The organism is Brevundimonas sp. C43, from assembly GCF_030732185.1.
Classification (GTDB): domain Bacteria; phylum Pseudomonadota; class Alphaproteobacteria; order Caulobacterales; family Caulobacteraceae; genus Brevundimonas; species Brevundimonas diminuta_C.
The window spans coordinates 1,997,698-2,010,278 of record NZ_CP132231.1 but is presented as its reverse complement, the minus strand read 5'-3'; the positions used below and the strand labels follow the sequence as shown (position 1 = coordinate 2,010,278).

Annotated in this window: 10 protein-coding genes; 5 read left to right on the top strand and 5 right to left on the bottom strand. The window is 61.3% G+C overall.

What is annotated here, in order from left to right:
- Nucleotides 1–40 precede the first annotated feature (40 nt).
- The 3 genes from Q9R14_RS10190 to Q9R14_RS10180 all read right to left on the bottom strand — a co-directional run bounded on the left by Q9R14_RS10190 (nucleotide 41) and on the right by Q9R14_RS10180 (nucleotide 2,093).
- Nucleotides 41–514, bottom strand: a complete 474-nt coding sequence (locus tag Q9R14_RS10190) for a GNAT family N-acetyltransferase (RefSeq protein WP_306002278.1) — start codon at nucleotides 512–514, stop codon at nucleotides 41–43.
- 31 nt (nucleotides 515–545) lie between these two features.
- The gene (locus tag Q9R14_RS10185; protein ID WP_306002279.1) at nucleotides 546–782 is read right to left on the bottom strand and encodes a hypothetical protein; all 237 of its coding nucleotides are present in this window, start codon (nucleotides 780–782) and stop codon (nucleotides 546–548) included.
- 507 nt (nucleotides 783–1,289) lie between these two features.
- A complete protein-coding gene (locus Q9R14_RS10180) occupies nucleotides 1,290–2,093 on the bottom strand; it encodes a hypothetical protein (RefSeq protein ID WP_306002296.1) in 804 nt (267 codons plus the stop codon).
- A gap of 192 nt (nucleotides 2,094–2,285) precedes the next feature.
- Between Q9R14_RS10180 and Q9R14_RS10175 the strand changes: the two genes are divergently transcribed.
- Nucleotides 2,286–4,784, top strand: coding sequence for a site-specific DNA-methyltransferase (locus Q9R14_RS10175; protein WP_306002295.1), 2,499 nt, complete (start codon nucleotides 2,286–2,288; stop codon nucleotides 4,782–4,784).
- Here the strand turns inward: Q9R14_RS10175 and Q9R14_RS10170 are convergent.
- Both Q9R14_RS10170 and Q9R14_RS10165 read right to left on the bottom strand, forming a co-directional pair.
- Entirely contained in the window at nucleotides 4,781–5,191 is a 411-nt protein-coding gene (locus Q9R14_RS10170; protein WP_306002294.1) for a hypothetical protein, read from the bottom strand. The two genes, Q9R14_RS10175 and Q9R14_RS10170, sit on opposite strands and share 4 nt — an antisense overlap.
- 253 nt (nucleotides 5,192–5,444) lie before the next feature.
- Nucleotides 5,445–6,041 carry a hypothetical protein gene (locus Q9R14_RS10165; protein ID WP_306002293.1) on the bottom strand — a complete coding sequence of 199 codons (597 nt, stop codon included), beginning with the start codon at nucleotides 6,039–6,041 and terminating at the stop codon, nucleotides 5,445–5,447.
- Nucleotides 6,042–6,123: 82 nt separating this feature from the next.
- Between Q9R14_RS10165 and Q9R14_RS10160 the strand changes: the two genes are divergently transcribed.
- From Q9R14_RS10160 to Q9R14_RS10145, 4 genes are read left to right on the top strand one after another with little or no spacing between them, the layout of a single operon-like run.
- Nucleotides 6,124–7,623, top strand: coding sequence for a class I SAM-dependent DNA methyltransferase (locus Q9R14_RS10160; RefSeq protein WP_306002292.1), 1,500 nt, complete (start codon nucleotides 6,124–6,126; stop codon nucleotides 7,621–7,623).
- Entirely contained in the window at nucleotides 7,613–8,776 is a 1,164-nt protein-coding gene (locus tag Q9R14_RS10155; protein WP_371929715.1) for a restriction endonuclease subunit S, read from the top strand. Before Q9R14_RS10160 ends, Q9R14_RS10155 begins: the two co-directional genes overlap by 11 nt.
- A complete protein-coding gene (locus tag Q9R14_RS10150) occupies nucleotides 8,773–11,820 on the top strand; it encodes a type I restriction endonuclease subunit R (protein ID WP_306002290.1) in 3,048 nt (1,015 codons plus the stop codon). The genes Q9R14_RS10155 and Q9R14_RS10150 overlap by 4 nt, the downstream gene beginning before the upstream one ends.
- Nucleotides 11,820–12,560 carry a SprT family zinc-dependent metalloprotease gene (locus tag Q9R14_RS10145; protein WP_306002289.1) on the top strand — a complete coding sequence of 247 codons (741 nt, stop codon included), beginning with the start codon at nucleotides 11,820–11,822 and terminating at the stop codon, nucleotides 12,558–12,560. The genes Q9R14_RS10150 and Q9R14_RS10145 overlap by 1 nt, the downstream gene beginning before the upstream one ends.
- Nucleotides 12,561–12,581: the final 21 nt, after the last annotated feature.

The window sequence follows — 12,581 nt, the reverse complement described above, 5'->3', positions numbered from 1 at the left end:
GATTTTGCGGTGAATAGCGGCCGTAATCACCGCACGGGCGTCAGAGGCTCTTGCCCATGCGGTAGTTGCGGAAGGTCTCGCCCCGGAGTTCGACGTCCTGCGCCTCGATCACCTCGAAGCCGTTGCGTTCGAAGAACGGGCGGGCGGTGATGCTGGCCTCGGTGAACAGCCGGTCGATGCCGTGTCGGTTCGCATGGTCGTGGATGTGATCCAGCAGGGCACGCGCGACGCCTTGGCCTTGGTGGTCTGCATGGACGAACATCATGTCGATGTGGCCATCTGGCTCCAGATCGCTGAAGCCCGCGATTTCTCCGGCGACTTCCGCCACGAAGGTCGGTCGGCCGCCGAGGCGCGTCGCCCACTGCTCTCGGTTCACCGCGACCGGCGCCCATGCGTCGATCTGGGTCGGGCTGTAATCTCGTCTGGCCACCCTCCGAACTGATCCGGCGAACAGGTCGATCAGCACATCGAGGTCTTCTGCGCGGTAGGCGCGGATGCGGATGTCGTTGTTCATGGCGTCGTCGGATATCGGAGGGGCGACGCCTTTAGCCGGGCGAGGAGATGTCTTCCAAGGGCATGACGAACATCTGGCTGTAGCCTTGGTGGCCATCGCTGGTCGTGAAGACGACGAACTCCTCGCCCGCCTGTTCTGCCGCCTCGCGCACGATGTTGCTGAACTCGTCGATGTGGTCAGGCTTGCCGATCAGCGTGAAGCCGTCCCGCTCGACCTTTACGTCGTAGGCGGGGGCGCCGCGCTTCAGCTTGTCGAGGAGCCGTCCCATGGCTGAAGCAGAACATGGCTCTGCGAGGGGCACAAGCTGATCCCTCAAACAGATGGAAGCGGGCACAAAAAATCGACTACGCCAACACTGGGTTTGCGGGCCGTGAAACACAGCGATTTCCACCCCTGTTTTCGAGAACAGTCGTGGCGGGATTATCGTGCGATCTTCCAGCCGACGATCCCACGATCAGGCTGAAGCCTCTGTCAGGATCGTAGCCGACCTCGCTCCGACTATGCCGCCATCTTCCCGACCGATCTGGCGGCGGCACCCTTGGGCACAGGGAGGGAGGACTTTCCCCCTTTATCGGCTCTCCTAATAAGACCTCTATTAGCAAAGCCATTAATGGGGGAAAGTTCGGCCGAAAGACGAAGTGGTCGCTCCGCTCCTTCCAGAACCCTCTCTTCCCACGTCGATTAATATGGCCGCCGCCAGTTCTCGACGGTTATAAGTAAGGTAAGGTGGCGGACACCGTTGGAGGTCATGTTCCAACGAGGATCAGCAGGTCGATCACGTTTTCAGTCCAGCGGATATCGTGATCTCAAGAATCGTGCTCGGTCGGTGCTTTGGCATTCCCGTGTAGTCGAAGTTCCGCCAGCGTGTTTCGGCCTCCAGAACCTCGCCCCACGCCCTTTCGAACATCGTCGTCAGGACGAAGAAGGATGGATGCGCGGATGAGACAGACAGGCCACGCGACGCCGCAAGCGCGAGAAGGTGTGCCGCTACGGCATTCGTCTGATCGTCGAGACTCTCGAAGATTGCCTTTCGCTGGGCGGCAGCATCGTCTGAACCGGCGATGGCAGCAAACGCTTCGACGCGACCACCTTTATGCGCTGCTCCGAACAACTGGCATTCTTCCTCGTAGGTCGCGCGGCCAGCCATCGGGTTAGGGTCATGGAGGATGGCTTGGGCGCGTCGATAGAGTTCGCTATCCCGCCACTCCTCGATCATCGAGACGACGGTGTGGACAGGTAGCCGATCCACGTCGTCTTGGAGCTTGGTCCAATCCTGCTGACCAGTTTTGCGATCATAGCTGCGCTTGATCGGCGCAGCGCGATGTCTCCCAAAGGCTTCGACTTCCGATGTTGGATACCACGCGGTTCCGCCTGTGGGGCTGGTCGTTGATCGGTAGTAGGCTGGGCCGCTGCCGATGCCCTCGGAATCCGGCATGGCCAGATTGGCGAGAGTGCCTTGACTGACCCCAAGATCGGCGGCCGCTTCTGCGCGGGTGCGAAGCTGGTTCTCGGAAATACCGAGGAGCGCAGCGAGCGCGGATTTGGTGATCGAACGGTAGGAATTAGGGGCCTCGGACATTCGTCCAGCCTCGCACCCCGAAGCTTTCAATCAGGTTTCGGAGTGGCCGGGAATGAGAACTCTGACGCCAACATGAGAACTCGGATGCCGAAGTGAAAAGGTGCCCTCGGACATCATTTCCCCGTCCTCGACCGCAATGACGCCAGACATCACAACGCCCTCATCACCAACCGATGAGGACATCACAAGCACATGGTCATCCGCCGCCAGAAGGTCGCACAAGTTCAGAAGGCTCCGGCCGCCAACGATAACTTGCCCACCACCACGCCGCCGCCCGTCGCGCCGACCGCGCAACTCGTGAAGGGTGAGTGCATCGCTTCCATGGACGCGATGGTCGCTGGATCGGTTGATCTGGTCGTGACGTCGCCGCCCTATCTGAACATCGGCATGCCTTACGGTGACAGCTTCGCGAGCGTCGAGGACTACATCGAGTTCTCGCGCCAGTGGATCACGGCGGCGGCGCGCGTGCTGAAGCCCGGCGGGTCAATGTGGATCAACGTCGGCATGCATAAGGCTGGTCCTAACAGCCGCGTGCCCATCACCTACTATCTCTTCCCACTGATCGCGGGCACCGGCTTGACGCTCGTTCAGGAGATCGTCTGGGATCGCCGCGCCCAGCAGAACACTACGCAACGCTTCTCCACTCGCTCGGAACGCTGGCTTTATCTGGTGAAGCCCGGTGCGCTGAAGGGCGGGCGCGGTCGTCCGAAGACGATCACCCCCACGTTCAATCTCGACGATGTGCGCCGTCCTTCGACGTCGGCTGACAAGCGCAACAATCCGGCGGGCGCCAACCCTGCTGACATCTGGGCCTTCACGCAGGTTCACGGCACGGCGAAGGAGCGCACCGAGCATCCGTGCCCGTTCCCGCAAGCCATGATCGAGCGCATCGTGCTGGCCTGCTCGAACCTCGGTGATGTCGTGCTCGACCCGTTCGGCGGCTCGGGGACGACGGGTGCGGCGGCTATCGAACACGGTCGTTCTGCGGTTCTCATCGAACGTGAGCCGAGCTACTGGCCGATCATCGAGAAGCGTCTGGGACTGGTTGATCGCCATGTCGTCGGCAAGACCGAGACCGGCGTCGAGCTTTTCGCCGATCTCCACAGTGGGGACGCCATCGAGAAGATGAAGCTGATCCTGCCGAAGTCGGTGAACCTGATCCTCGTCGATCCGCCTTATGGCACGACGAACTGCGAGTGGGACCAAACGCTCCCGGTGGCCGAGATGTGGAGCGAGTATAAACGCATCCTCGCACCTAACGGTATGATCGTGATCCATGCCGCCCAGCCCTTCTCCATCGACCTGATCCTGTCGAACCGCACTTGGTTCAGACAGCAACTGATTTGGAAGAAGAACCGCCCGGTCGGGTTCCTTCACTCCAATCGGCGTCATCTGGTGAGCCATGAGGAGGTGCTGGTGTTCGCGCGACCTCGTGGAAAAATGACCTACAATCCGCAGGGTGTGACGCCGAAGGCCGCGAAGGTCACTCGTCGCGGGAAAGTGGGAGCCGTCTATCGGGATACCTACAGCAAGGACGAGTGGACGAACGACACCGCGAACTATCCCCAATCGGTTCTGGAGTTCGACTGCGAGCGTGACCACGGCCATCCCACCCAGAAGCCTCAAGCTCTGGCGGAATATCTGATCCGCACCTACTCCAACCCCGGAGATGTCGTGCTCGACCACTGCTACGGCAGCGGGACGACTGGCGCCGCCGCGATGGCTACGGGTCGCAGCTTCATCGGCGTCGAACGTGATGCCGACTGGTTTGAAAAAGGCCGCACGCGCATTCTTTGCGCCGTGCCGAGCAACGACCTTCAGGGTGACCTATTGGATACGGCTCCGGCCGACATCGCCGCGTCCCAGTCGGATCGGGTAAACCCGCTTGAGAACGCCGCGCCGGATCGCATCCGACCGCACTTGACGTCCGCCGAGATCATCAACGGCGATTGCCTCGATGAGATGCGGAAGCTCGAAAGCGGTTCGGTGGACATCATCATGACCAGCCCGCCCTACAATCTCGGTGAAGGACAAGGCGGTTTCCCGACGAAGAATGGAAAGTGGGGACGCGCCAAGCTTCGCGATGGCTACGACGGCCACAATGACGCGATGCCTTACGCCGATTACGTCGAATGGCAGAAGGAGTTTCTGCGGGAGTGCTGGCGCCTCATCCCCGAGGACGGCGCCATTTTCTATCAGCATAAGAACCGGGTTCAGAAAGGCGTTTTGCGGACGCCCCACGATCTGAACCCCGGTCTTCCGCTTCGGCAGATCATTGTGTGGGATCGTGGCTCCGGCATGAACTTCAACTCGGCGTTCGCCACCCCGTCGCACGAGGTGATCTATGTCTTCGCCAAGCCGAAGTTCAGGTTCCGCGACAAGCATGGTCTGAAGGATGTCATCAAGCTTCTGCCGGATCGCGACAATCCTCATCCGGCCCCGTTCCCGGTCGAACTGCCGCGCATGATCATTGCCGCAACGAAAGCCAAAACGGTCCTTGATCCATTCTGTGGCTCTGGATCGACTGGAGTGGCGGCGTTGATGGAAGGACGACGCTTTGTTGGCATCGACCAGTCCACCAACTACTGCGCTATGGCCGAGCGGCGTCTCGTTGCGGCATTCGCGGGCCAGAAACATCAGGGCGATGAATATAGAGTCTGGTTATCCGATCAGTTCGCATTGGCGGCTTAAGCCGCCCGCACGGTTGACCTGAAAACGTCTGGCCAGAGGTTCAGTGGCAAGAGCTTCGGGGTGTCACCGGTCACACCGATGAAAATCTCAATTAGTCGGTCAGTGGCCGCGAGCGACATGAACTCGAAGTGCTCCAACGCCCGCCACTCGCAGCGTTGAAGAAGTCCATTGGTGGCGAGCCAAGCACTCACGTTCGCTTGGTCGCTGACCGGGAGGATGAAGGAGGTGTCTGAAACCGGCTGGAGGTCCAAACCGCAGCGAATGAAAACGGCGTCCGCTTCTGTGGCGCAGATCAGGAGCCTGTCCTCCATCGGACTGGAAATGATCGCGCCAGTCTTGGTCTGGTGAAGGACGGCCGACAGCGTGGCGTCGCCGTCGTCGGGGAAAATGATAACACAGTGGGTCATCGCCGCGCCTCTGGCGTCAGCCACAACACTGCCCATCCAACCCGGATGGCCAGCGCGAACCGGCCCTCGCGCCATAAACTTTGGAAGAGTTCAATGAGAGCGTCAGCCGAAGGTCCACGACCGCCACGGAGGCAGAGATAATTAGCTGCTCGGCCCAAATATTTGCTGCTGAACTCCCTCTTGGAGCCGCATAGACCGTTAAGGTGAAAATAGCGGTAGATATCCATACCCACTATTTATCTCGCGGTCTGGATCATCCCTCTGCCTCGCCGGATAGCAAATCCGGCTCCTCTCTTGCGGTTCGCTCGGCTTTGGCTTCTGCGATCTGCGCCGACTTCTCCATAAGCCATGTCTTCGCGCTCCAATGGGACACGGGATGAGCGGCACCGAGCTTACGGTCCTTGCGGAAATCCTCGGCGATAGCGATGGCCTCAAGACCGAGCTTCACACAGTGCTCATGTGCGTCCTCGCTAATTTGCTCGGCGATATGTTGGGCGAGGTCCGACAACATTTCGCGCGTGTGGCCCACACGAACACGGAACGACAGGGCCTTCGACGTCAACTTGATGCCCAAGGCTTTCCATTCGACGTTGGAGCCGAAGTCAGCCATCTCGGGCACATTCTCATACTGCTTGCCCGCACTGCCGGATGAACTCCAATTGTCGCCAGCGACCGAGGCGCACCGCGAGGCATAATCCTCCAAAGTCAGGGCGACGTAGAGCGCGGCGAAGTCAGCGTCTCTGTTTCGGTTCAGCCAGTCTTTGAAAAGGCCAAGGCCGTAGGTCAGGAATGCCGCGATGACCGAAGAGGTCAGGATCAACGGCCAGAGCTTCGTCCAATCCACCACCATCATTTCCTCCAGCTTCCAACCTTGACCCTGCCGTCATACCTCGATTCAACGATCCCGTGCGGTCATCGCACTGGGGGCTTCAGTGGCTACGCTTACGCAATCGGAACTCGAACGGCATCTCTGGCAAGCGGCGGACATCCTGCGCGGACACGTCGATGCGGGGAAGTTCAAGGACTACATCTTCGCCCTGCTGTTTTATCGACGCCTCTGCGACGTCTGGGACGAGGAATTCGAAGTGCTGCTGGTCGAGACCGGCGACCGCGAGGAGGCCGCCGATCCTGACGAGCACCGCTTCCATGTCCCGCCGCAGCACCACTGGAACGCGGTCAGGAAGCATGCCACCCAGATCGGCCAGCATCTGAACAACGCCTTCGCCGCTATCGAAGACGCCAACCTACGTCTGCGCGGCGTGTTCGGCGATGTGGACTTCGCCAATCAGGAACGCTTCCCCGACGCGCGGCTGGAAAGGCTGCTCGCCCACTTCGAGAAGCATCGGCTGCGGAACAGCGACGTGCCGCCCGACATGCTGGGCGACGCCTACATGTATCTGATCGAGCAGTTCGCCGAGGGCGCCGGCAAGAAGGGCGGTGAGTTCTACACGCCCCGGCAGGTCGTGAAGCTGATCGTCGAATGCCTCGACCCCCAGCCGGGGATGTCGATCTATGATCCCACCTGCGGTTCGGGTGGCATGCTGCTGGAGGCGGCCCAGCACCTGAAGGACAGAGGCCAAGACCCGCGCAGCCTGTCTCTCTACGGGCAGGAGAAGGAACTGGACACTTGGGCCATTGCCCAGATCAACTTGTTCCTCCACGACATCGACGACGCCTTCATCGCCAAGGGCGACACCATCCTCGATCCGAAGCGATACGATCCGCGCGCACAGGAGTTCACGCCGGGCATCGGCGCCTATGACCGGGTGATGGCCAATCCGCCATTCTCACAGAAGGTCTGGGGCCACGAGGTCTGGACCAACGGCGATCCGTTCGGCCGCGACGAGTATGGTGTGCCGCCCAAAGGGTATGGCGACCTCGCCTTCGTTCAGCACATGGTCGCCTCACTGAAAGACGACGGGATGCTGGGCGTGGTGGTGCCGCACGGCGTTCTGTTCCGGGGCGGCGCCGAGGGCCGCATTCGCGAGGCCATGCTTAAGGCCGACATCATCGAGGCGGTGATCGGGCTGGCGCCCAACCTGTTCTATGGCGCGGGCATCCCGGCGGCGATTCTGATCGTCCGCAAGACCAAGCCCGCCGAGCGGAAGGGCAAGGTGCTGGTCGTCAACGGCGATGCCACTTTCACGCCGGGCAAGGCGCAGAACCATCTGACCGACACTAATGTGCGAACGCTGGCCGACGCCTTCCATGGCTTCGACAACATCGAGAAGCTGGCACGCGTCGTGCCGGTTAATGAGATCGAGGCCAACGGCTTCAACTTGAACATCAGCCGCTACGTCCAGACCGGTGCGGACGCAGAGTTCGTCGATGTCGCCGCCGAGGTCACCAAGCTGCAAGACCTAATCGCCCAGCGAGACGAGGCCGAAGCGGTGATGTTCGGTCATCTGAAGAGGCTCGGCTATGCCGAGTGAGGTGCCGGAGGGGTGGCGGTCAGGCCGCGTTTCGGATTTGGTCGCCGAGGTGACGACCCGGATCAATCCGCAAAATTTTGCTGATCCAGAGATGCGCTACTTGGGGCTGGAGGACATCGGGCAGGGCACTGGGACGGTAGTGTCGATTGGCCGCGCGGGAGATGCAACCAGTCAGAAATCTCGCTTCGCTGCGGGAGACATTCTGTTTGGCAAGCTTCGTCCCAACTTGAGGAAGGTAGCCCGTCCCGATTTTGACGGTATGTGCTCCACGGACATTTCAGTTTTTCGTGCCAAGCCACATGTCAGTCCCGATTTCGCATTCAGGGTCCTCTCGTCAGACCCCGTGATCGAGCACGCGGTGGCTAATTCCGCCGGGACCAAGATGCCCCGCACACATGCTCGATCTATCCTCTCTTTTGAGACGGTTCTCCCCCCGCTCGACGAGCAGCAGCGGATCGCCGATGTGCTGCGGTCGTTGGATGATGCTACGGCCAGCCAAGGCGCGGTCGTGGAAACGGCTACCGGTGTTCGGCAGCGACTATCGTCAGCATATTTTATCGATCCGGCCGAGTATGGGGGGCCTCATCCCTTCGGCAGTTTTGGTGACCTTTTCGACATTAAAGGCGGTTCGCAACCACCCAAGTCAACCTTCGCCTATGAGCCGAATCCCGGCTTCGTTCGCCTTCTTCAAATCAGAGACTTCGAGCGCGACGATAAAGCCGCCTACATTGCCGAAAACGCATCGAGCGTCCGATGCAGAGAGGACGATATCCTGATCGCTCGGTATGGAGCTTCTGTGGGCAGAATCCTTACCGGCAAAGCTGGAGCCTACAACGTCGCTTTGACCAAGGTTGTGTTTCGCACTGATCGCGTTCACCGCCGCTATGCCTATCACTGGCTGAAATCGGATTATTTCCAACGTCGGATCGCCGCCGTCAGTGGACGATCTGCCCAAGCTGGTTTCAACAAGGAAGACTTATTCCCCACTCAACTTGTCCTGCCTGCATATCAAGAGCAGGAGATGGTTGCGGACACCCTCGACGATCTGGAGAGTCAAGTTGATCTCGCCCGCCGCGCTCAAGACGCTGTCGTTGCGCTGAAAGAGTCGCTTCGTTCTGATCTCCTCTCCGGCCGTGTCAGGGTGCCCGCATGAGCGAATACCGCCTCGCCGAGAAACCCGCGCTCGATGCCCTTACGGCCATGGGCTACGTCGCGCTTCCCCATGAGGCGGCGATGCTGATGCGGCAGGAGGCGAACCGCGTCCTGTTAAAGCCGGTGTTGATCGAGGCCCTTCAGGCTCTGAACGAAGGACTGGGCGCCGATGACGCCGAGGCGATCTATAGCGACCTGTCCACCCTGTCGGACAACGAGGAATGGCAGCGTCGTCTACGCGGCGCCTACTCCCGGCGACTGAAGGGTGAAGCCAAGGATCGGCCGGTCGCCCTGATCGACTTCAAGCGGCCTGACAGAAACCGCTACCACGTCGTGCGCCAGTTCAAGGCGGAAGCGCAGCGGTCGCGCATCGCCGATCTGGTGGTGTTCGTGAACGGCATTCCGCTGGTCGTGATCGAGGCCAAGTGCCCGCTGAAGGCGGCGGATCGCTCCGGTCAGGCGTTCGAGCAGATCAAGCAGTATGAGCGCGACATCCCGCGCCTGTTCTATCCCAACGCCTTCAACATCGTCACTGACGGCATGGCGACGCTGTATGGAGCGACTGGCGCCCCGGCGAAGTTCTATGCGCCTTGGCCCGATCCGTGGCCTCGCACTCGCGACGAGTTCGCCGACGACCTGACGAAAGACCTGTGGTGTCTGCTGGAGCCGTCGCGGCTGCTGGACCTGCTGGCCCACTTCATCGTCTTCGAGAGCGACCCCGACACCGGGCGGCGGATCAAGAAGGTCTGCCGCTATCAGCAGTTCCGCGCGGTCAACAAGGCGGTGACCCGCGTCGCCGAGGGGGCCAAGAAGAAGGGCCTGATCTGGCACACCCAAGGCTCGGGCAAGAGCCTGACCATGGTGTTCCTCGCCCTGAAGCTGAAGACCCATCTGACGCTGGATGCGCCCACGCTCCAGAACCCCAACATCCTCGTCCTGACCGACCGCATCGACTTGGACGACCAGATTTCGAAGACCTTCGTCGCCTGTGGTCTGCCGAACCCGAAACAGGCGGCCGACGTGAAGGCGTTGCGCGAGGCCGTTGCGCGCGGCGGATCGGGACAAATCCTCCTCTCGACCATCTTCAAGTTCCAAGGCTCCAAGGAGCCGATCCCGAACTCCGAGGATTGGATCGTTCTGGTGGACGAGTGCCACCGCACGCAGGAGAAAGACCTCGGGGCCTTCCTTCAGGCGACCCTGCCTGACGCCCGCTACTTCGGCTTCACCGGCACGCCGATCAAGAAGGCCGATAAGGACACCTACGCCCGCTTCAGCGAGCCGGGCGAAACCTACCTCGACAAATACGGGATCGACGATGCCGTGCGCGACGGCGCGACCGTTCCGATCCTCTACGAGGGACGTAAGACCGAGTGGTCGATCAACGAGGCCGAGATCGACATCCTGTTCGACCGCTGGTTCGTCGATCTGTCCGACGAGAAGCGCGAGAAGCTGAAGCAGAAGGGCGTCAGCCTCGCCCTGATCGCCAAGCACCCGGAGCGCATCCGTCTAATCGCGCGCGACATCTGGGAACACTTCAAACAGACCTGTCGCCCAGACGGCTTCAAAGCCCAGATCGTCGCCATCGACCGCGAGTCGGTCGTGCTCTACCGGTTGGCCTTGGCCGGGGTGATTGCCGCTGATCTGGTGAAGGACGGCATGGCCGAGGCGGACGCGACGGCGAAGGCCGAGCGGATGATCGCGTGCGTTTTCTCCAAGAGCCAAGAGGACGACAAACCGAGCGAAGACCCGGAAGTCCAAGCCGTCCGCGCAGAACTGGTTGCCCATTACCTCGACGCGGATGGAGAGAAGACAGCCAAAAAGGCGTTCAAGGGCAGCGGCGATGAGCCGAGCTTCCTGATCGTCTGCGACAAGCTGCTGACTGGGTTCGACGCGCCGAACGAGCACGTCATGTATCTGGACAAGCCGCTGCGCGAGCATGGGCTGCTTCAGGCCATCGCCCGGACCAACCGCACCTGCTCAATCAAACGACCGGACGGCTCGACCGTTGATAAGCCGCATGGTCGGATCGTGGACTACATCGGCGTCACCCAGCACCTCGACGACGCCCTGTCCTCCTATCGCGCCGATGATGTTCAGAACGCGCTACGCGACCTCGACCTGCTGCGCCGCGACCTGCGGAAGACCCACGCCGAGTTCAAACGTCAGCTTCGGCTGCTGGGCCTCGATGGCATGGAGGAGAAGGCCGCCGCCTACGCCATCGAGAAGCTCGTGGCCGATGGCCGCGAGGACGACTGGTTCGAACTCCAGCGACTGGGCCGCCACTTCGTGCGGACCTATGGCGACTTGTCGCCCGATCCGGCGATCCTCGACTTCACCGAGGACATGAAGTGGGCCGCGACCTTCCTGCGATTGGCCCAACAGGCGATCACCAAGGACGAGAGCCTCGATCACCTGACCTACTCCGGCAAGATCAGGGACATGCTGGAAGAGCACGTTCGGGCAACCGGCCTGACCACGACCGTCCGCCTCCGCAACATCACCGATCCCGACTTTAAGGACGACTTCCAGACCGAGGAGAAATCCGAGGAGGAGCTTTACGAAGCGTTCGTGCGGAAGGCCGCCGAACTGAAGCGCGTGACCCGCGAACTGGTCGATAAGAACCCGGCTCAATACGGCCGCTTCTCCGAACGGGTGCTGGAGATCATCCGTCGTTTTGAGGAAGGCCAGATCGCCGCCGCCGAGGGCCTCAAGGACTTCGAAGACCTGACCGGCGGCATCGACGCGGAAGCGGGTGCCCATGAAGAACTGGGTATGGACGAGCGCGCCTTCGCTATCCTGCGGATCATGGAGCCGCATGCGTCGGAGACAGACCACGCCGCGCTACAGAGCGTCGCCGTCGAGGTAGGCGATCTCTACGCCGGAGCACAGGCCAGCCAGCCGTCTTGGTTCTTCATGGACGGCTACAAAAAGGAGCTTCGTCGCGAGGTCCGCAAACTGCTGCGACCGCTCGGACTGGACGACGCCAACGCCGTGCGTGATGAGATCGAGGACTATGCCGTCCACGCCTACGCCGAGGGCCGTTGATGGGCGTTGTCCGCATCGGCCAGACCGAGGTTGCCTACGAGCTTCGGCGATCCGCTGCTGCATCTGAACGGCGGATCACGGTCACGCCCGGCCATGTCGAGGTGTTGGCCCTGACAACTGACGATCAGGCCGAGATTGACGCCTTCCTCGACCGCAAGCGGCAATGGCTGTTTAACACGCTGCGGGAGCTTGAGAGGAAGACGTCGAAGCGCGCGGTCGTGCCCCGGTTCATGACCGGCTCAAAGATTCCCTATCGTGGTCGCATGGCCCGACTGACCGTGCGCCGTCACGACGGCGCGCACATCGAGATCGACTATTGCAACGGCTTTCTGGTCGATCTTCCATCATGGGTCCGCGACGCGGATCAGGACGCCATCGTCGCCACCGAGATCAAGCTGTGGCTGAAGCGTCGCGTGCGTCGGGACGTCATGGACATCGCCGCCGCCTATCGCCGCCGGTTCGATTTGAAACCGCGCGCGATCCGTGTCGCCGACATGAAGACCGGCTGGGGCGCCTGTGGCCCGACCGGCTCCATCCTGATCAACTGGACGCTCGTGTTCGCGCCGAAGGCCGTGCTGGAATACGTCGTGGCTCATGAACTGGCGCACCTGACCGTCCGCTCGCACGGCCCAGATTTCTGGGCGCACATGGCTACGCTGATGCCTGACTACGAGCGGCCGAAGGGCTGGCTCGACACGCATCAAGGCGCGCTGGACGCGACTTTCTTGGAGATCGGATGAACGACCACGCAGCGGTTAGTT

Excerpts from the sequence above, each read along its gene's own strand:
- Q9R14_RS10190 (WP_306002278.1), bottom strand. The coding sequence starts at position 514 with ATGAACAACGACATCCGCATCCGCGCCTACCGCGCAGAAGACCTCGAT.
- Q9R14_RS10185 (WP_306002279.1), bottom strand. The coding sequence starts at position 782 with ATGGGACGGCTCCTCGACAAGCTGAAGCGCGGCGCCCCCGCCTACGAC.
- Q9R14_RS10180 (WP_306002296.1), bottom strand. The coding sequence starts at position 2,093 with ATGTCCGAGGCCCCTAATTCCTACCGTTCGATCACCAAATCCGCGCTC.
- Q9R14_RS10175 (WP_306002295.1), top strand. The coding sequence starts at position 2,286 with ATGGTCATCCGCCGCCAGAAGGTCGCACAAGTTCAGAAGGCTCCGGCC.
- Q9R14_RS10170 (WP_306002294.1), bottom strand. The coding sequence starts at position 5,191 with ATGACCCACTGTGTTATCATTTTCCCCGACGACGGCGACGCCACGCTG.
- Q9R14_RS10165 (WP_306002293.1), bottom strand. The coding sequence starts at position 6,041 with ATGGTGGTGGATTGGACGAAGCTCTGGCCGTTGATCCTGACCTCTTCG.
- Q9R14_RS10155 (WP_371929715.1), top strand. The coding sequence starts at position 7,613 with ATGCCGAGTGAGGTGCCGGAGGGGTGGCGGTCAGGCCGCGTTTCGGAT.
- Q9R14_RS10150 (WP_306002290.1), top strand. The coding sequence starts at position 8,773 with ATGAGCGAATACCGCCTCGCCGAGAAACCCGCGCTCGATGCCCTTACG.
- Q9R14_RS10145 (WP_306002289.1), top strand. The coding sequence starts at position 11,820 with ATGGGCGTTGTCCGCATCGGCCAGACCGAGGTTGCCTACGAGCTTCGG.